This window comes from Nocardioides jiangxiensis, assembly GCF_030580915.1.
In the GTDB taxonomy this organism is placed as follows: Bacteria; Actinomycetota; Actinomycetes; order Propionibacteriales; family Nocardioidaceae; genus Nocardioides; species Nocardioides jiangxiensis.
On the sequence record NZ_JAUQTA010000001.1, the window covers coordinates 1109020 to 1127628 of the forward strand.

Sequence of the window (18609 nt, forward strand, 5' to 3'; positions counted from 1 at the left end):
CGCATGGGAGGATGACGGCCGTGTCCAGCACCGCTCCTCAGCCCTTGCCGCAGCACTGCCCCACGCCGCGGGAGCTCGACGACCTCGAGCTGCTCCTCTCGGGGGCCCTCGCCCCGCTCACGGCGTACGACGAGCCCGGCTCGCCGGTGACGCTCGGCCTCCCGGCCGACCTCGCCTCGGCAGCAGCGTTCGAGCTGGTGGACCCGGAGGGCCTGCCCCTGGCCACCGTCACGCGCGACGGCGGCCGCCTCGTCCCCACGGCACTGGCCACGCCGGCGTACGGGCCGTTCCGGCGGCTGCACCTGAGCCCCGCCGAGGCCCGGGCGGCGTACGCCGGCGCGACGTGGATCCCCGTCGCCGACGCCCTGACCACCACCGAGGTCGCCGACCTCGCCGCGATCGAGGGCCCGAAGGTGCTCGTCGCCCTGACCGGCCACGGCTTCGCCCCGTCGCTCTCCCCGGTCGGCCTGATCCGGGCCACGCTGGCCGCCGCCGAGGAGATCGGGGCCGAGGTCATCGCCGTGCCACTGGCGAGCCACGGTGACACCGGAGCCGACGAGGACCTCGCACTGCAGGTCCTGGACACCTACGCTGCCGACGACGCCCAGCTGCCGCTGCGCGTGGCGCCCACCAGCAGCACGGGGGTCCGCGAGGACCTCGGCGCGAAGGTGGCGGCGATCGTCGACTTCGACCGACCGCCGCTCGACGAGCGCGGGCTCGTCCTGTTCTTCACCGGCCTGTCCGGATCCGGCAAGTCCACCCTCGCGCGGGCACTCGTCGACAAGCTCCTCGAGCAGGGCAAGCGGACGGTCACGAGCCTCGACGGCGACGTCGTGCGCCGCAACCTGTCGGCCGGCCTGACCTTCTCCAAGGAGGACCGTGAGACCAACATCCGCCGGATCGGCTGGGTGGCCGCCGAGATCGCCCGCCACGGCGGTCTCGCGGTGGTCTCCCCCATCGCCCCGTTCGACTCCACCCGCCAGGACGTGCGCCGGTACGTCGAGGAGGCCGGTGGAACCTTCTTCCTGGTCCACGTCGCGACGCCGCTCGAGGAGTGCGAGCGCCGTGACCGCAAGGGTCTCTACGCCAAGGCCCGCCAGGGCCTGATCCCGGAGTTCACCGGCATCTCCTCTCCCTATGAAGTGCCTGAGGACGCCGACGTTCGGGTCGACACCACCGGCCGCACGGTCGAGGATGCCCTCGCGGATGTCGAGAAGGCCCTCGCCGCCGCCGGACTCCTGGAGGTGTGATGGTCAGCGTCCTGTTCGTGTGCTCGGCGAACATCTGCCGTTCGCCGTACATGGAGCTGGCCGGACGCGCGATGCTCAGCCAGGGCTCGTCCCTCGAGCTGAGCTCGGCCGGCACGCTGGGCTTCCTCGACAAGCCGATGGACCCGACCATGGCGACCGCCTTCGAGCACAGCCCGGAGGTGACGGAGGCGGACATCGCTGCGTTCCGCAGCCGACGGCTGACCGCCGCCCACCTGGAGGCCGCCGACCTCGTGCTCACCGCCGAGTCGGAGCACCGCCAGTTCATCCTGACCGAGTTCCCCGCGGCGTTCCGGAAGGTCTTCTCGCTGGGCCAGTTCGCGGCCGGGGTGCGGCGCGTGGACTCCACGCTCAGCGGCGTGGACCTCGTACAGGCTGTCGCGACCACGAGCGGAGTCGCGCAGCTCCGTGCCGACATCGCCGACCCGTATCGGCGGGGTCGCCGGGCGGCCGCAGAAGCGGCCGCGCAGATCGACGAGCTGCTGGTGACCGTGATCCCGGCACTTGAGGAGCGGAACTGATGGACAACGACGGCCCGCTGCTGCCGGAGGGCATGCTGTTCGACCAGCCAGCCCGGCTGCGCGTGCGCAAGAGGCGACGCCGGTTCAAGCGGCTCCACAAGGTCTACGAACGCGTCGTCCCCGCCCGCATCCGGAAGTGGATCGACGACAACCCGGCCCTGGCCGCGATCGTCGGGCTGCTGCTCCTGCTGCTGCTGATCATCCTGCTGTGGCTGCTCTGGCTGTGGCTGCACCTGCACAAGGCGCCCGGCTTCAACCCCGACCTCGGCGACAACCGCCCGCCGTTCCTCGGCGGCCAGAACATCCTGCTCGTCGGACTCGACTGCGACGAGGCCGCGCCCACGGGCGACAAGCTCCGCACCTGCAACGACAACGACGGCAACATCGACCTGTCGAAGCTCACCGGCAGCGGCTTCTCCGACCTGGGCAACGGATCGGCAGGTGCGCCGGCCGACCCCCAGGATCCGACCGGGAGCAAGGCCTTCGAGGCCACCGGGGTCCGCAGCGACGTGATCATGGTCGTCCACGTCGCCGAGGACGGGCAGCACGCCCAGGTCGTCTCGATCCCGCGCGACTCGTACGTCGACATCGAGGGCCACGGCAAGAGCAAGATCAATGCGGCGTTCTCCTGGGGCGGCCCCAACCTCCTCGGTCGCACCATCGAGCAGAACTTCAAGATCCACCTCACGCACATCGTGGTCACCGACTTCGACGGCTTCCGGGGCATCACCGACGCCCTCGGCGGCGTCCAGGTCTACGTGCCCGAGGACGTCATCGACGAGCGGTGCAACTGCGTCACCTGGCACAAGGGCTGGCAGACCATCAAGGGCGAGACCGCCCTGGACTACGTCCGGACCCGCCACGGCCTGGCCCGCGGCGACTTCGACCGGGTCCAGCGTCACCAGAACTTCCTGCGCGCGGTCGTGCAGCGCACGCGCGCCATGGACGTGCTCGTCAACCCGGTCAAGCTGACCAGGCTCGTCGACGCGGCGACCAGCCACGTGGCGATGGACGACGGCATGAGCGACGCCGAGGTCATGAAGCTGACCTACGCGGGCCTGCGGATGGGCATCGGCGACATGGCGTTCGCCACCGTGCCCTTCGAGGGCGCGGCGATGGTGGGCGACCAGTCGGTCGTCCTCCTGAAGATGAAGGAAGCGGTCGAGCTCTTCAACGCCATGCAGCGCGACAAGTTCATCTCCTACGTCGCCGACCACCAGGTCGAGCAGCTGCCGGCCGAGAACACGGTCAAGTAGAACCCCTCCTGCACGACAGCCCCCGACGCCGCGGCGTCGGGGGCTGTCGTGCAGGAGGGCGCGCTGCGCCCGCGGGGATCAGACGGCTCGGCGCGGCGGCGTCTGCTCGAGCTCGGCCACGGTCGGCGCACCGAACGCGGGAAGGCCGTTCTGCTTGCGCAGCAGTCCCCACACCAGCGGCACCAGGAAGAGCATGGCCAGGCCGATCGCGGCGACGGTGATCGCCTCGAGGTTCTCCTTGCCTTCGCCGTAGGGGTGCAGGCCGGCCTTGAAGAGGAGTGCGGTGCCCGACATCGTCAGGACGATGACGATGCCGCGACGGATGATCGACTGGGCGACGCGGGGCGCCAAGCGGGAGCCGAGGATCGTGCCGGGGACCGAGCCGAGGACCAGCGGGAGCAGCAGGTCCCACTCGAGGCCGTGGATCGCGATGTTGGACAGGGCCGCAGCGAGCACCAGCGGGACCGCCTGCATGAGGTCGGTGCCGACGAGCTTCACGGCGGGAAGGCCCGGGTAGAGCATGAGCAGCGCGATCATGATCACCGAGCCGGAGCCGACCGACGTGACGCCGACCAGGAGGCCACCGAGCATGCCGACGAGCACGGTCGGGACCAGGCGGATGTGGGGGTTGGCTTCCGGGTCCCCGCCACCGCTGTTGACGTTGCGCATGTTGATGAAGAGGCGCAGCGCGTAGGTCGAGGCCGCGAAGAGCAGCGCGATGCCGATGCACATCTTGAGCGTGTTCTCGAGCTGCGTCGGATCGTCGATCAGCCCGTTGAGCAGCCAGGGCCCCAGGAACGCCATCGGCACGGACCCCGCGATGAGGTACGTCGCGAGGCGCACGTGCGGCGAGCCCTGCCGCCAGTGGGTGATCGCACCGCCCGACTTGTAGATGGCCGCCGCGGTGAGGTCCGCGGTGACGATCGCCGTGGTGTGCCCCACGCCCAGGAAGATCAGCGCCGGCGTCATGAGCGCACCGCCGCCCATGCCGGTCAGGCCGACCACGATGCCGACCAGGAAGCCGGCGACCAGGATGGAGAAGAACTGGTCGGAAATGAGCTCGCTCACAGGTGCATCCTCGTTCGCCGTGCGACATGGTGCGCGGACAGCCACGGTCCCGGCTTGTCGCGCATGGTCACAAACCTTAGGGGTTCAGTCGGGATTATGGGCAAGTACGAGGGGCCGTCCGCAGCGAGACGCGGACGGGCGCGGGCATTGGGCGCGCGCACCGTTACGATGCTGGTTGCCATAAGCGACGAGAGGTCACCCCAAGCTCATGACAGAAACGCACGCCGACTACCAGCTGAGTCAGCTCGACCAGCTGGAGGCGGAGTCGATCCACATCTTCCGTGAGGTCGCCGCCGAGTTCGAGAAGCCGGTCCTGATGTTCTCCGGCGGCAAGGACTCGATCGTCATGCTCCGCCTGGCGGAGAAGGCGTTCTACCCCGCGAAGATCCCGTTCTCGATCCTCCAGGTCGACACGGGTCTCGACTTCCCCGAGGTCACCGAGACCCGCGACCGCTGGGTCGAGCGCCTGGGCGTCAACCTCGTCGTCGCGAGCATCGACGACGCGATCAAGAACGGCATCATCCCCGATGCCGCGAAGATCAGCCGCAACCGCCTGCAGATCCCGACCCTGCTCAACGCCATCGAGGAGAACGGCTTCACCGCCGCCTTCGGCGGTGGCCGCCGCGACGAGGAGAAGGCGCGCGCCAAGGAGCGCGTCTACTCCCACCGCGACGAGTTCGGCCAGTGGGACCCGAAGAACCAGCGCCCCGAGCTGTGGAGCCTCTACAACGGCCGCCTGCACGAGGGCGAGCACATGCGCATCTTCCCGATCTCCAACTGGACCGAGCTGGACGTCTGGGACTACATCGGCCGCGAGCAGATCGAGATCCCGTCGATCTACTTCAGCCACCAGCGCCGCGTCTTCGAGCGCGACGGCATGCTCATGACCGAGACCCCGCTGAACCCGATGCGTGAGGGCGAGGTCGCCGAGGAGCGCACCGTCCGCTTCCGCACGTGCGGTGACATCACCCTGACCGGCTGCGTCGAGTCCACCGCCTCGACGATCGAGGAGATCATCGAGGAGGTGGCCGTCGCCCGGAAGACCGAGCGTGGCGCCACCCGCGGTGACGACCGCTTCTCCGAGGCCGCCATGGAAGACCGCAAGAAGGAGGGCTACTTCTGATGGCCACTGCTGAGAAGAAGCCCATGGACCTCCTGCGGTTCGCGACCGCCGGCTCCGTGGACGACGGCAAGTCGACCCTCATCGGTCGCCTGCTGCTCGACTCCAAGTCGATCTTCGAGGACCAGCTCGAGGCCGTCGAGGCGACGTCGGAGGCCAAGGGCTACGACTACACCGACCTCGCGCTGCTGACCGACGGTCTCCGCTCCGAGCGCGAGCAGGGCATCACGATCGACGTGGCGTACCGCTACTTCGCCACCCCGAACCGCAAGTTCATCATCGCGGACACCCCGGGCCACGTGCAGTACACGCGCAACATGGTGACCGGCGCCTCCACGGCCGACCTGGGTCTCGTCCTGGTCGACGCGCGGCAGGGGCTCACCGAGCAGTCGCGCCGCCACGCGCTGATCCTCTCGCTGCTCCGTGTCCCGCACCTCGTGCTCGCGGTCAACAAGATGGACCTCGTCGACTACTCGGAGGAGGTCTTCCAGAAGATCCACGCCGAGTTCACGCAGTTCGCGACGAAGCTGAACATCCCCGACCTCCAGGTCATCCCGATCTCGGCGCTCTCCGGCGACAACGTCGTCAACCGCTCCGAGAACATGGGCTGGTACCAGGGGCCGACGCTCATGCACCACCTCGAGCACGTCCACGTCGCCTCCGACCGCGACCTGATCGACGCCCGCTTCCCGGTGCAGTACGTCATCCGCCCGAAGTCGGACGAGTTCCACGACTACCGCGGCTACGGCGGCCAGGTCGCCGGCGGCGTCCTGAAGCAGGGCGACGAGGTCGTCGTGCTCCCGTCGGGCATGACCTCGAAGATCGCCGGCATCGACCTCTTCGACAAGGAGATCGACATGGCGTTCCCGCCGATGTCGGTCACCATCCGCCTCGAGGACGACGTCGACGTCTCCCGCGGCGACATGATCGCCCGGGTCAACAACGCCCCGACCGCCACCCAGGACATCGATGCGATGGTCTGCTGGATGACGACCGCGCCGCTGCTGCCGAAGGCGAAGCTCGCCATCAAGCACACCACGCGCACGGGCCGGGTCATGGTCAAGGACATCCAGTACCGCCTGGACGTCAACACCCTGCACCGCGACCAGGAGACCAAGCAGCTCGGCGTCAACGAGATCGGCCGCGTGCAGCTGCGCTGCACCGTTCCGCTGCTGGTCGACCCGTACTCGAAGAACCGCACCACGGGTTCGTTCATCCTGATCGACGAGACCACCGGCGTCACCGTCGGCGCGGGCATGATCAACGGCTGATCCCCCTCGGTCACGGCAGCGGCGGTCACCCTCACGGGTGGCCGCCGCTGCTGCATCTCCCCGCGGCGGTGCACGCCGGTATTGCGGCTCGGGCTCTCCCCGGCCGGCCGGACGTGAAGTGCTTGGCGATTCCCACTAACCTTGACGGGTGACTGACGTGCAGCAGGAGACCGCTCCCGGCGAGTACTCCCACCAGCAGATCCTGTCGATCCTCACCGGACTGATGGCGGGCATGCTGCTCGCGGCGCTCGACCAGACGATCGTCGGCACGGCCATCCGCACCATCGCGGACGACCTGTCCGGGCTGAGCATCCAGGCATGGGTCACCACGGCGTACCTGATCACCTCGACGATCGCGACGCCGATCTACGGCAAGCTGGGTGACCTGTTCGGCCGCAAGTCGCTCTTCTCGTTCGCGATCACGATCTTCGTCATCGGGTCGGTGCTCTGCACCTTCTCGACCTCGATGTACCAGCTCGCGGCGTTCCGCGCGGTGCAGGGCATCGGTGCAGGTGGCCTCTTCACCCTCGCGCTGGCGATCCTCGGTGACATCGTGGCGCCGCGCGAGCGCGCGAAGTACACCGGCTACATGATGGCCCTGTTCGCGACCTCGAGCGTGGTCGGCCCGATCATCGGCGGACTGTTCGCGCAGGCCGACACGATCGTGGGCATCGCCGGCTGGCGCTGGATCTTCCTCATCAACGCGCCCATCGGCGCGATCGCGCTGGTCGTCGTCAGCCGCACCCTCCACCTCCACCACGTACGCCGGCAGGCGCGCATCGACTGGTGGGGCGCCGTCCTCCTCGTCGCGGCGCTCGTGCCGCTGCTGACCGTCGCCGAGCAGGGCCGGACCTGGGGCTGGGACTCCGGCCGCAGCCTCTCCTGCTTCGCCGTCGGCGCGGTCGGCGTCCTCGGCTTCGTCTACACCGAGCACCGCATGGGCCGCGACGCCCTGATCCCGCTCGGCATCTTCAGGATCCGCGCCGCGGCCGTCACCATCGTCGGCAGCGTCGTCGTCGGTGTGGCCATGTTCGGTGGCATGACGGTGCTCCCGCAGTACATGCAGATCGTCCACGGGGCCTCCCCCATGACCTCGGGCCTGATGATGCTGCCGCTGGTCCTCGGCATGATGAGCGCCTCGATGGCCTCCGGCATCGTCGTCAGCCGCACCGGCCGGGTCCGGGAGTTCCCGATCATCGGCGTCGCCGTGATGAGCGTGGGCCTCTTCCTGCTCGCGACGATCAGCGCGGACACCGCGCTCTGGGTCGTGATGCTCTTCATGCTGGTCACCGGCCTCGGCCTGGGCAACTGCATGCAGCCCCTGATGCTCATCGTGCAGAACGCCGTGCCCCCGCAGGCGATCGGCGTCGCCACGAGCTCTGCCACGTTCTTCCGGCAGATCGGCGGCACGATCGGCGTCGCCGTCTTCCTCTCGGTGCTCTTCAGCACCGTCGGCGACAACATCTCCTCCGCCTTCAAGGCTGCGGCGCGGACGCCGGAGTTCCAGGGTGCACTCGCCGACCCGAAGGTCCTGGCGAACCCCGACAACGCCGCCGTCGCCCACGCGATGACCGGAGGCAGCTCCGGCGTGCTGCAGGGCGTCCAGGACGACTCCTCGATCATCAACCGGCTCGCCGACGTCTTCGCCCACCCGTTCAAGGTCGGCTTCGCGCAGTCGATGGACGTCGTCTTCCTCGCGGCCGGCTGCGTCGGCGTCCTCGGCTTCCTGGTGCTGCTGCTGATGCCGAAGGTGACGCTGCGCAGCCAGTCGGCCAGCGCCGCTGCGCGCGCTGCGATGGCCGAGTGACTACCCTCGCGCCGTGACCTACCGCCACGTCGTCCTGTTCCGGCTCCACGAGGGCGCCTCCGCCGACGAGGCGGTCGCCGTCCTCGAAGCCGCCCGCCCACGGCTCGGCGCGAGCCGCTGGACGATCACGACGAGCCTCGACGACCGCAAGGGCACCGTGGTGGTCGAGGACTCGACGTTCGACGACGAGGCGTCCTTCCAGGCATGGCGGGTCTCCGAGCAGCACGTGCGCGCGGTGGCGCACATGCGCGACCACGCCGACTGGCTGGTCGGTGACTGGGTCGAGTGAGCCCGGCGCCCTGCCCTAGGATCACGCCGTGACCCAGTTCGACAACGTCTCCGTGACCAAGCAGGCCAACGTCTACTTCGACGGCAAGTGCGTCTCGCACAGCATCGTGCTGGAGGACGGCACGAAGAAGTCGGTCGGCGTGATCCTGCCCTCGACCCTGCTCTTCACCACGGGCGCTCCGGAGGTCATGGAGCTCCTCGCGGGCGCCTGCCGGGTCCGCCTCGCCGGATCCGAGGAGTGGACCGAGTACACCGGCGGCCAGTCCTTCCAGGTGCCGGGCGACTCGTCGTTCGACATCGAGACCACCGAGACCCTGCACTACGTCTGCCACTTCGGCTGAGACCACCTCCGTACGCCGAAGGCCCGCTGCTCCTCGTGAGCGGCGGGCCTTCGTGGTTCCGGAAGCCGATCAGGCGTTGGAGGTCGCCTCCTGCTGCGAGGCCTGGTTGGTGGCGTCGGTGGCCATCTGGCCGATCGCGGTGGCGGCCTGCTGGAGGGCCGCCTTGTGGGCGCTGTTCCACTCGTCGGCGAACGCCGTCGCGTCCGCGCCGTGCCAGTTCTGCTCAGCCGTCTGGATCTGGCCGTCGACGACCGAGATGACGTTGTTGAGCGCGTCCGACTGCTGGGTGAGCTGCGTGGCGACGTTCTTGATCGCCTCGATGTTCATACCGGTGAAAGCCATGGTGCTTCTCCTTCCGAGGGCGGGTCAGCGGGACCCGAGAGATGGTGGGGGTGCCGCCGGTCAGCTGGCGGAGGTCTGCTCCTGCTCGTCCGCCTGCGTGGTCGCCTTGGTGGCGAGCTGGCGGAGCGCGTCCTCGGCCTGCGTCAGACCCGGCTTCTGGGCGTTGTTCCACTGGTCGATGAATGCGGTGGCGTCGTCACCGTCCCAGTTGGTGTCCGCGTCGGCGATCTGCGCGTCGACGGCGGTGATCACGGTCTGGATCTCGTCCGCCTGGGCGGTCAGCTGCTGCGCGACGCCACGGATGACCTCGACGTCCATTCCCATCATGCTCATGGATCTGTTCCCTTTCCTTGGTGGGGCGGTCCCCCAATGCCGAGAAACCTAATTTCGTTGTGCTGTGCAGTCGATGGGGAGAACTACCCACTCACGAGGAGCGGGCGACCTGCACCATCGACGAGCGACCCGACCCGACGAGCAGTCCTCGTCCGACCGGGAAGTCGTTGCGGTTGATCCGCGGGAACGCGGTGTTGAACATGCCGGCACCGCTCTCCTGGTCCGGCTGGAGCGCCAGACCGCGCCGCGCGCTCTTGACCAGGCCGAGGTAGCCCATGCCGGTCTTCACCGTGCTCACCTCGCCCTCGGCCACGAACCACTGCTCCTCCGCGACGCACGCCTTCACCAGCTGCTGGAACGCCGCGTCGGCCGGGGTGTTGACGAAGTCACCGGCCGCCTCCACGACGACCATCACCGGCGGGGCACCCGCCGCGCGGGCCTGGAGCTGCGCGGTCAGCTCGTTGGCGTTCTTGACGGTCTCCTCGACGGTAGTCGACGACGACGCCCAGAACGGCTGGCCGGCGAGCGCGGAGCGACGCGGGCCGAACCAGTGCAGCTCTGCCTCCGGATGCGTGCGCCGCATGGACGCGACCAGCGTCGCGAGGGCCGTCGAGCGGCCGCTGCCCGGCGGGCCGATGAGCAGGAAGGCCCCGGTCGGATCGATGTCGGCCGGCGCGAGGGTGTCGCCCGCGAGGCCGACCGTGACCAGGCCGTGCGCCGGCACCGGCAGGTCGGCGAGCGCGACCTCGGACTGCAGGCTCACGATCGGAGGCGCTGTCGCCACGCCGGCGTCGCGCATGGCACTGGCCAGCGCCCGGACCTGCTCGGCCTGGCTGAGCGCGTCGGCCTTCTCCCCGAGCACCGCGACCTGGACCTGGCGGTCGCCGTCGATCCCCCGGCCGGCAGGCGTGGTCTCGTCGAGGACGTCGTTGGCGACCCCGAGCATCGCGTAGTCGTCGGGCGTCGCCATGCGGAGCACGACGCGACGCTGCACCGCCGACGACATCGCCGTCGTGAGGCCGGTGCGGATCTCGGCCGCCATCACCACGTGGACGCCGACCGGGCGGCCCTCGCTGGCGATCGCGGTCAGCAGGTCGACGTACTTGAGGCGGTCGGCGGTCTCGTAGGCGGACCGGAACGCCGCGATGCCGTCGACCAGCAGCAGGATCCGGGTCTCGTCGGGTGCACCGGCGAGACGGCGGTAGTCGGTGATCGTCGCCGCGTTGACGGCTGCGTAGCGGCCCGCGCGCTCGTCGACGACCTGGCGCAGCCAGGTGAGCAGGCGGACGATCCGCTCGTGGTCGGAGCCCGGGATGATGCTGCCCACGTGGGGCAGGTCCTCGAGCATCGCCAGGCCCCGCGAGCCGACGTCGATGCCGTAGACGTGGCACGGTCCGCCGCGGTGCGAGAAGCCCGCCGCCAGGGCGAGCGACCGCAGCAGCGTGCTCTTGCCGGAGCCACCCGTGCCGTAGACGGCCAGGTTGCCCTCGCGGTCGGGCCGGAAGGCGACGGCCGGCTGCGACTGCCGCTCGGGGTCGTCGGCGATCGCGAAGGTCAGCTCGTCGTCGCGGCGGCGCGTGGGCAGCGTCGCGATGTCGTAGACGGGACGCAGCTCCGGAAGCCAGGCCTTCCGCGGAGGGCGGAGCTCGGCGAGCTCGTTGGCCGCGATGATGTTCTGGACCAGCTTCTTGATGTCGGTCTCGGCGCGGTCCTTGTGGGCCGCGGGCGGCTTCTCCACCTCCCAGCGACGGCGCGAGCCGAGGCCGAGCTCCTCGACCACGATCTCGGGCGGCTCCGGCTCCGACGACGTCCAGCCGCCGGCGTACGCGGTCTGGAAGGAGGTGAGGCGGCGCGGCCCGGACTTCGACATCGCGCGGCCCGGGATCGCCGGGTCGAAGTGCGCGGCGGCGTCGGTGCCGAGGACGTCGGTGGAGTCCATCTCGTCGGCCATGCGCAGCGCGACGCGGAGGTTGGTGTTGGCGCGGAGGTTGTCCTTGATGACACCGGCCGGTCGCTGGGTGGCGAGGATCAGGTGCAGGCCGAGCGACCGGCCGCGCTGGGCGACGTTGACGACGCCGTCGACGAACTCCGGCACCTCCTTGACCAGCGCCGCGAACTCGTCGACCACGATCACCAGCGAGGGCGGTGCGCCGACGATGCCGTGCTTCTCCATCTCCTGGAGGTCCTTGACGCCGTGCTCGGCGAAGAGCTCCTCGCGGAAGTGCAGCTCGGCGCTGAGCGACGTCAGCGCGCGCCGCACCATCGCCGGCGAGAGGTCGGTGACCAGGCCGATCGTGTGCGGCAGCTCGGTGCAGTCGGCGAACGCCGCGCCGCCCTTGTAGTCGACCAGCAGGAACGTGACGCGCTCCGGGCTGTGGGCCGCTGCCAGCGAGGTGATCCACGACTGCAGCAGCTCGGACTTGCCGGCACCCGTCGTGCCGCCGACCAGCGCGTGTGGGCCGTCGGCACGCAGGTCGAGCGCGTGCGGCCCTGCGGCCGTCTGGCCGAAGACCGCGCGGAGGTTGCCGGCACGCTTCGGGCGCTCGGCGGGGGCCTTGGGGCCGGAGAGGAGCGAGTTGTTCTCCAGCCAGCGCTCGACGATGACCTCGGGGTGGTCCTTGAGCTCGTGGCCCAGCAGGGCGAACTGCGTGACCGATCGCGGCAGGTCGCTGGCGTCCTCCGAACGTGCGCCCGCGTCGACCACCGGCGCGAGCGTGCGCGCCACGGTCATCGCCGACGCGGCGTCGAGGCCCTCGGCGGTCACCGGGCTGACCGTGTCGCCCTCGACGACGAAGCCCACGTGCGAGGTGCCGTCGGACGGGATGAGCTCGAGGAAGACCCGGCACGCCGCGGGCAGCGTGCGCGCCGAGGTGGCCAGCCAGATCACGTGGACGCCGAGCTCCGGGCCGCGCTCGGCCAGGTGGACCAGGCGCGCGTGGTCGGCCGTCGTGCCGGGCTCGACGAGCACCACGACCGCGGGGCGCTTCTCCTCGTCGGTCCGGGCACCGGTGCGGCTCTCCAGCAGCGACTCGAGCTCGGCGAGCAGGGTGCCCGTGCCGACCGGGGTGCTGGCCAGGTGGTCGCAGCTGAGCGGGCTGCTGGCCGGCATCGTGTGCGGGAGCCAGGTCATCCAGGACCAGTCCGCGGCGTTCTCCGCAGCGAGGAAGCCGGTGACGACCAGCTCCGAGGGCGCGTGGAGGGTGACTGCCTGCACCATGAGCGCGCGGACCACCTCGAGCAGTCGCTGGCGCGGCCCGGCGACGCCGATCGCGGTCTCGCCGAGCACACCCACGACGGGAACGCCGCCGACCAGCCGGTGCTCCTCGACGAGATCCTCGTACTGCTGCACGAGCTCGTACGGCGCCCGGCCGACGCGCGCGGTGGCGAACGACGAGCGGGTCGCGAGCGCCCCGACACCGAGCCGCAGCTCGGCGAACCGGGGCTGGTCGGGGCGGCGCGACCAGACCAGCGGGCCGAGCTCGCGGACCGCCTCGGTGCAGTCGACGACCGAGGGGTGCTCGGCCAGCCGGGAGGCGACCTCCTCGGCCTGCACCCCGTCGATGTGCGCGGCCAGTGCCGCGAGCTCGGAGGCGAACTGCGCCTGGAGGTTCCGCCACTCCCGCTTGGCCGAGATCCTCGACTCGATGACCGACAGCGTCGCCATGAGCGGCGACATCACGATGAAGATCAGCGCACTGACCCGGTGGGTGACCAGGTAGAGCAGGGGGCCCATCAGCAGCGGTGCGACGTAGATGATCGGCGACAGCTTGCGCGGCGAGGGCTTCTCGGGCGCCTCGACGACGTCGAAGGTGTGGCCCTCGTGCACCTTCAGCACGACGGGCGACCGGATGAAGTCGACCTGGCCGGCGGTCTGCGCCGGCGTGACCAGCTGCGTGACGGTGAACTCCGTGTCACCGACCCGCACCCGGTCGGTCGGGCCGAGGATTGCGCGGACCGACGGGTCGCCGTCGATGTGGAGTCCGTTGGCGGAGCCCTGGTCGATCACCTCGATGACGTCGGAGACGTTGACGCGGACGTGGCGCCGGGAGACCAGCGGGTCGGACAGCACGATGTCGCAGTCGGCCTCGCGCCCGATCATCACCGAGCCGACCGCCAGCGGGAACTCCCGGCCGGCGTCGGGACCGGCGACGACCTTCAGCTTCGCGGCGGCGTTCTGCACCGTGGCCGCGGAGTAGCGGTCGCTGGCCGGAGCCAGCGTGAGGGTGACGCCCGAGGCCAGCCCGGCCTCGCCCACGTGGAGGGTGGGGTCGAGCAGCCGGCCGTGGTCGGCGAGCGCGAGCGTCACCGCGCGGTCGGAGACCCGCCCGCCCTGCGGGTCGGAGGCCGCGAGGTGGTTGGCGAGGTCGCCGATGGTGGCCGTCGCGTCGAGGTGCGCGACGAGGTCGGTCGCCGACCCTCCGGGGCGTCGCAGGGTGAACTTGAGCTTCACGAGGATCCCTCCATGCGGCGGAAGCTGGCCAGGTTGAGCGCGACCTTCCAGCGGGCCAGGCGCGAGAGCGGAGCGTCCATCCGGGCGCGCTGCTCGTCGACCTGCCTCCACAGGTGCTCGGCCTGCTCGTCGGTCGGCTCGGTGCGCCCGAAGACGCCGGCGTCGGCGCTGCGGGCGACGTCGCCGAAGCCCTCGACCGGGATGGCGGCTGCCTGCTCCCGCCGGGTCGCGCGGCCGCTCACGGCGTGGCCGTGGTCGCGGGCGTGGTCGAGCAGGTCGCGCCAGGCGGCGGCCACGCGCGCGGCGGCCGTGCCCGTCGTACGCCGCAGGCGGGTGCGGCGGCGCTTGAGGAAGAGCACCAGGCCGACGAGGGCGGCGGCCACCAGCAGCGGCAGCACGACCCACTTGAGGATCCACCACACGAACCCGGGCACCTGGAACGACGAGCCGTGGTGCTGGTCGAGGCGGTCGAGGCTGTCCTCGACCGGGTCCCCCGCGCTGGACGGCGGGCGCACCGGGGCCGGCGGCGGGATCACCTTGCCGGCGACCAGCTTCTGCAGCTGTGGCGCCTCCTGCTGCGGCGGCGTGTCGCTCATGAACCGGTCCTGGGGCAGCGTGCGCCAGGTGCCGTCGGCCGCCCGGAGCTCGACCCAGGCGTGGACGTCGCTTCCCTTGATGATGCCGCCGGGAGGGACCTTCGCGCCCATCACGACGCGTGCGGGCACACCGGCCTGGTTGGCCAGGATCGCCATCATCGCGGCGTACTGCTCATCGTCGCCGGCCATCTGCCGGTCGGCGGCGGTGAACTCGGTGAGGCGCGACAGCGAGTGGCCGGGGCGGAACTGCTCCGCGCCCGCTCCCCCGTCGGTGTACTTGCCGGTCGTCTTCATCTCGTCGGCGATCGCGAGCACCCGCTCGAGGGGCGAGGTGGCGGACTGGCCCGCCATCTGCGCCGCGAGGCTCTGGAAGCGGCTGGCGGCCTCGACGCCGGGCAGCGAGCCGGACCACGTGGTCAGCCCCTTGTCGAGCCCGTCGTCGGGCAGGACCGCCTGGAACGTGTAGGTGTCGCCCGGCGCGATGCCGCCCGGCACCACACCGGTGTTGGTGGCCAGGTTGTAGCGGAAGGAGTCGGTCTGGTCGGCCAGGCCCGTGCCGAGCCTGATGCCGGTCAGGGCGCCCGCCTCCGGGAGCCAGACGCCGCGGTAGCCGTCGAGCACCTTGACCCGGGCGGTGACCTTGCGGCCGGTGGCCGGGTTGGCGATCACCGAGCCGACCTTCTGGAAGGTGTCGGCGTTGCCCGGCTCCAGGCCGGAGTCGTTGGCCGCGCCGAAGACGATGCCGTTGTAGCTGTCCATGCCGGCGAACCGGATCCGGGTGCCCTCCGGCAGGCCCTTCACGTCGAGCAGCGGCTTGTCGTTGAGCTTGTACTGCGGGGGGCCGTCGTAGCCCTTCGTGTACTTCCGGAACGACGCCAGCGGCGACGGGTACTGCCCGACGTCGAACGGCGGCTCGACCCAGGTCCGCAGGACCGTGCGCTCCTCCGACGTGCCCGGGAGGTGCGGGCCGACCGCGACGGCGCCGAGCGCCGCGAGCCCGCACAGGCCGGCGCCGAGGAGGACGCGGCTGCGGTTGCGGCTGCCGATGGTGACCGTGGCCGAGCGCCACCGGGCCCGGATGACCACCCAGGCGACGCCGAGGACGGCGACCAGGAGCCCCGTGACGGCCAGGTGGCTGGCGTCCTTGACGCCGAGCAGGATCACGGCGGCGACGAGGGCGAGCGCCCCCACCGGCGGCACCCATGCCGAACGCAGCCGGCGCGCGAGGGTCAGCGTGCCGGCGCCCGCGACGAGGCCGAGGAGGTAGGGCAGGGCGAGGAGCGGTCCGCCGTCGACCGGCGGAAGCGTGGTGAGCAGCTCCTTCCAGCCGTGCACGGACTTGTCAGCGAGGTCGACGAGGGTGCCCGGCAGCGGCAGCGCCGAGGCAGCGCTGTCGGGCCCGGCGACCGCACCGCCGAGCAGGAAGAACGCGACGACCACGAAGAGCGCCAGCACCACCACCGGCTGGGCGAGCTCGACCGCCAGGTGGGCCAGCAGGGCACCGAGCAGCAGGCCGAGCACGCCGGCGAGCAGGAAGGACCAGCCGTGGAAGGTGTCCTTGAACCCGTACATCGCGATGGTGCCGAGGCCGAGCACGAAGAGCAGGTCGACGAGCGCGCGACCGGTCGGGACGAGCGATGCCTTGCGCGCCATGTCAGAGACCCCACTTCAGCAGGCCGGGGAGCTCGGACAGGGCGCCGAGCGTGAGCAGCGGCAGGTCCGCGACCGCCTTCAGCGACGCGGTGGCCTGCGGGTCGATGATCATCGCGATCTTGCCGACCTCGATCGGGAAGTGGGCGGCCGCCCGCTGCAGCGTGGTGAACGGCGCGTGGGGGCCGGTCACGAGGCAGACCAGGCTGGTGTCCGGGGCCAGGCGCGCACCGCGGCCGGCGACGTCCATGATCCGGTCGCCGGACAGCTCGGCGCGCGAGCAGGCGTCGAGGGCCGAGCGGCCCGTGCCCCGCGTCATCGCGTGCTGTCCGCTCAGGAACGTCGCGTCGAAGCCGTCCATGATGGCGCGCACCAGCAGGGAGGCGGCGGCGCTGATCGCGAGCTCGTAGTCCTCCGGGTCCCGGTACGACGCAGGGTCGCTGTCGACGATCACGTTGATGTGGGAGCGCCGGGTGTCGAGGAACTGCCGCACGAGCAACTGGCCGTGGCGGGCCGACGAGCGCCAGTGGATGTGGCGGAGGTCGTCACCGGGGAGGTACTCGCGCAGGGCGTGGAAGGCGAGGTCGGACTGCGAGACGTTCTCGGAGACGTTGCCCTCGAGGTCCCGGATCAGTCCCGCCCCCAGCGGCTCGAGCGGTGTGATCACCGGGTGCACGAAGATCTCGTGCACGTCGGACCAGGTCACCTCGCGGCGGAACAGGCCGACCGGGTCGCCGCGGCCGGTCGTCACGGGGCCCACCTCGATGACGCCACGACGCTCGGTCGGCACGACGAAGAGCTCGGCGTGCGTGCTGCCGGGACGCAGTGCGGGCAGATCGAAGGCGACACCGCCCTGGCCCACCGGCAGGTCCAGCCGGACCGGTAGCAGCGGCGACTTCGCCTTGTTGCGGACCTCGACCTCGCCCGTGACCGGGTTGCCCACGGTCACCCGCGGCGGCTCGGTGGTCAGCCGGACCTCGAGGTGGGTGTGGCCGATCATGAAGAGGGCGGCGAGGACCAGCAGCGTCAGGATGCCGGCGGCAACGACCGCCATCTCGCGCCAGCCACCCCACGCGGCAGCGAGCCAGGCGATCGCGCCGATGACCAGCAGCGCCCGCGCGGCCGGGGTGAACGTCGCCCACGCCGGCCCGACCCTGCGGGCCACCGGTGCGGCGACCTCGGTCGCACGCTCCCGCGCCGTGCCGAGGAGGGGCACCACCCTGCCCGCCGCCGTGCGCAGCGCGTCCGTCATGCCGCGCGCGGCACCGGCCGCCCGGCGTTCACCGGACGGCGCCTCCGCGCGCCTTCGCTTCACTCGGGCCATGGGTTCAGGCGACCCGCTCGCTCGGCGGCGCGACGTCGTCGAGGAGCTGGCTGATGACCTGCTCGACCGTCACGCCGTTGAACTGCGCCTCGGCGTCGAGGAGGAGCCGGTGACAGAGCACCGGGACCGCGAGGTCCTTGATGTCGTCGGGGATCAGGTGGTCACGGCCGTCGGCGAGCGCCCAGACCTTGGCGACACGCACGAACGCGAGGCAGCCACGGACCGACAGGCCGAGCTTGACGTGGGGGTGGCGTCGCGACTCCTCGGCCAGCTGGGAGACGTAGCGGACGATCGCGGCGTCGACGTGGACCTTGTCGCCGAGCTCGGCCATCTGCGCAACGGTGGCCGAGGTGATGATCGGCTCGACGAGCGTGGCGCGGTCACGCACGGAGGCGTTGAGCAGCAGGTCCACCGTGGAGGCCTCGTCCGGGTAGCCGACCGAGGTCTTCATCAGGAAGCGGTCGAGCTGCGCCTCGGGCAGGCGGTAGGTGCCGGCCTGCTCGATGGGGTTCTGCGTGGCGATCACCATGAACGGCTTGCCCACGCTGTGGGTCGTGCCGTCGACGGTCACCCGGCCCTCCTCCATGACCTCGAGCAGGGCCGACTGGGTCTTCGGCGAGGCGCGGTTGATCTCGTCGGCGAGCACGATGCTGTGGAAGATCGGGCCGGGGTGGAACTCGAAGCCGCCCTTGTTCTGGTCGTACACCGTCACACCCGTCACGTCGGACGGGAGGAGGTCCGGGGTGAACTGGATGCGCGAGTTGGTGCCCTGGATGGTGTTGGCCAGGGCACGGGCCATCTGCGTCTTGCCGGTGCCCGGGTAGTCCTCCAGCAGGAGGTGGCCCTCGGCCAGGAGGCAGGTCAGCGCGAGCTTGACGATGTGGCGCTTGCCGAGGACGGCCTTCTCCACGTTGTCGGCCATCTTGTCGAAGGTCTGGCGGAACCAGTGGGCCTGGTCGGTGGTGAGGGACATC

At 70.8% G+C, this 18609-nt stretch carries 15 protein-coding genes; 8 read left to right on the plus strand and 7 right to left on the minus strand.

All coding sequences use genetic code 11. The features are described 5' to 3' along the window. Positions 1-20 precede the first annotated feature (20 nt). From cysC to Q5722_RS05490, 3 genes are read left to right on the plus strand one after another with little or no spacing between them, the layout of a single operon-like run. On the plus strand, positions 21-1250 hold the full coding sequence (cysC, locus tag Q5722_RS05480) for an adenylyl-sulfate kinase (protein WP_305027199.1): 1230 nt from the start codon (positions 21-23) through the stop codon (positions 1248-1250). Beyond that, complete coding sequence (locus Q5722_RS05485; protein ID WP_305027200.1) at positions 1250-1789, plus strand: arsenate reductase/protein-tyrosine-phosphatase family protein; 540 nt, start codon at positions 1250-1252, stop codon at positions 1787-1789. The genes cysC and Q5722_RS05485 overlap by 1 nt, the downstream gene beginning before the upstream one ends. Beyond that, positions 1789-3045, plus strand: coding sequence for an LCP family protein (locus Q5722_RS05490; protein ID WP_305027201.1), 1257 nt, complete (start codon positions 1789-1791; stop codon positions 3043-3045). Before Q5722_RS05485 ends, Q5722_RS05490 begins: the two co-directional genes overlap by 1 nt. 78 nt (positions 3046-3123) lie before the next feature. On the opposite strand, the gene Q5722_RS05495 is transcribed toward Q5722_RS05490, so the two are convergent. Then, complete coding sequence (locus tag Q5722_RS05495) at positions 3124-4113, minus strand: sulfite exporter TauE/SafE family protein (protein WP_305027202.1); 990 nt, start codon at positions 4111-4113, stop codon at positions 3124-3126. Positions 4114-4321: 208 nt separating this feature from the next. On the opposite strand from Q5722_RS05495, the gene cysD reads away from it, so the two are divergent. The 5 genes from cysD to ppnP all read left to right on the plus strand — a co-directional run bounded on the left by cysD (position 4322) and on the right by ppnP (position 8940). Continuing rightward, positions 4322-5236 carry a sulfate adenylyltransferase subunit CysD gene (cysD, locus tag Q5722_RS05500; protein WP_305027203.1) on the plus strand — a complete coding sequence of 305 codons (915 nt, stop codon included), beginning with the start codon at positions 4322-4324 and terminating at the stop codon, positions 5234-5236. Next, positions 5236-6504 (plus strand): sulfate adenylyltransferase subunit 1, encoded by a 1269-nt coding sequence (locus tag Q5722_RS05505; protein ID WP_305027204.1) that lies wholly within the window; start codon positions 5236-5238, stop codon positions 6502-6504. The genes cysD and Q5722_RS05505 overlap by 1 nt, the downstream gene beginning before the upstream one ends. Before the next feature lie 148 nt (positions 6505-6652). Continuing rightward, complete coding sequence (locus Q5722_RS05510) at positions 6653-8311, plus strand: MDR family MFS transporter (protein WP_305027205.1); 1659 nt, start codon at positions 6653-6655, stop codon at positions 8309-8311. 13 nt (positions 8312-8324) lie between these two features. Next, positions 8325-8600: a Dabb family protein gene (locus Q5722_RS05515; RefSeq protein ID WP_305027206.1), complete on the plus strand. Its 276-nt coding sequence runs from the start codon at positions 8325-8327 to the stop codon at positions 8598-8600. A gap of 28 nt (positions 8601-8628) precedes the next feature. Then, positions 8629-8940 (plus strand): pyrimidine/purine nucleoside phosphorylase, encoded by a 312-nt coding sequence (gene ppnP / locus Q5722_RS05520; protein WP_305027207.1) that lies wholly within the window; start codon positions 8629-8631, stop codon positions 8938-8940. Positions 8941-9009: 69 nt separating this feature from the next. On the opposite strand, the gene Q5722_RS05525 is transcribed toward ppnP, so the two are convergent. The 6 genes from Q5722_RS05525 to Q5722_RS05550 all read right to left on the minus strand — a co-directional run bounded on the left by Q5722_RS05525 (position 9010) and on the right by Q5722_RS05550 (position 18608). Beyond that, complete coding sequence (locus Q5722_RS05525) at positions 9010-9282, minus strand: hypothetical protein (protein WP_305027208.1); 273 nt, start codon at positions 9280-9282, stop codon at positions 9010-9012. A gap of 60 nt (positions 9283-9342) precedes the next feature. Then, the gene (locus Q5722_RS05530) at positions 9343-9615 is read right to left on the minus strand and encodes a WXG100 family type VII secretion target (RefSeq protein WP_305027209.1); all 273 of its coding nucleotides are present in this window, start codon (positions 9613-9615) and stop codon (positions 9343-9345) included. A 91-nt stretch (positions 9616-9706) separates the two neighbouring features. Continuing rightward, a complete protein-coding gene (locus Q5722_RS05535) occupies positions 9707-14065 on the minus strand; it encodes a type VII secretion EssC family protein (protein ID WP_305027210.1) in 4359 nt (1452 codons plus the stop codon). Beyond that, positions 14062-16314 carry a transglutaminase-like domain-containing protein gene (locus tag Q5722_RS05540; RefSeq protein ID WP_305027211.1) on the minus strand — a complete coding sequence of 751 codons (2253 nt, stop codon included), beginning with the start codon at positions 16312-16314 and terminating at the stop codon, positions 14062-14064. Before Q5722_RS05540 ends, Q5722_RS05535 begins: the two co-directional genes overlap by 4 nt. A gap of 1 nt (position 16315) precedes the next feature. Then, complete coding sequence (locus Q5722_RS05545; RefSeq protein ID WP_305027212.1) at positions 16316-17635, minus strand: DUF58 domain-containing protein; 1320 nt, start codon at positions 17633-17635, stop codon at positions 16316-16318. 4 nt (positions 17636-17639) lie between these two features. Further along, the gene (locus Q5722_RS05550; protein ID WP_305027213.1) at positions 17640-18608 is read right to left on the minus strand and encodes an AAA family ATPase; all 969 of its coding nucleotides are present in this window, start codon (positions 18606-18608) and stop codon (positions 17640-17642) included. Position 18609 lies beyond the last annotated feature (1 nt).

Coding starts and splice junctions, on each gene's coding strand:
- Q5722_RS05545 (WP_305027212.1), bottom strand. CDS start 17,635: ATGGCCCGAGTGAAGCGAAGGCGCGCGGAGGCGCCGTCCGGTGAACGC.
- cysD (WP_305027203.1), top strand. CDS start 4,322: ATGACAGAAACGCACGCCGACTACCAGCTGAGTCAGCTCGACCAGCTG.
- Q5722_RS05540 (WP_305027211.1), bottom strand. CDS start 16,314: ATGGCGCGCAAGGCATCGCTCGTCCCGACCGGTCGCGCGCTCGTCGAC.
- Q5722_RS05530 (WP_305027209.1), bottom strand. CDS start 9,615: ATGAGCATGATGGGAATGGACGTCGAGGTCATCCGTGGCGTCGCGCAG.
- Q5722_RS05490 (WP_305027201.1), top strand. CDS start 1,789: ATGGACAACGACGGCCCGCTGCTGCCGGAGGGCATGCTGTTCGACCAG.
- Q5722_RS05550 (WP_305027213.1), bottom strand. CDS start 18,608: ATGTCCCTCACCACCGACCAGGCCCACTGGTTCCGCCAGACCTTCGAC.
- Q5722_RS05505 (WP_305027204.1), top strand. CDS start 5,236: ATGGCCACTGCTGAGAAGAAGCCCATGGACCTCCTGCGGTTCGCGACC.
- Q5722_RS05525 (WP_305027208.1), bottom strand. CDS start 9,282: ATGGCTTTCACCGGTATGAACATCGAGGCGATCAAGAACGTCGCCACG.
- Q5722_RS05485 (WP_305027200.1), top strand. CDS start 1,250: ATGGTCAGCGTCCTGTTCGTGTGCTCGGCGAACATCTGCCGTTCGCCG.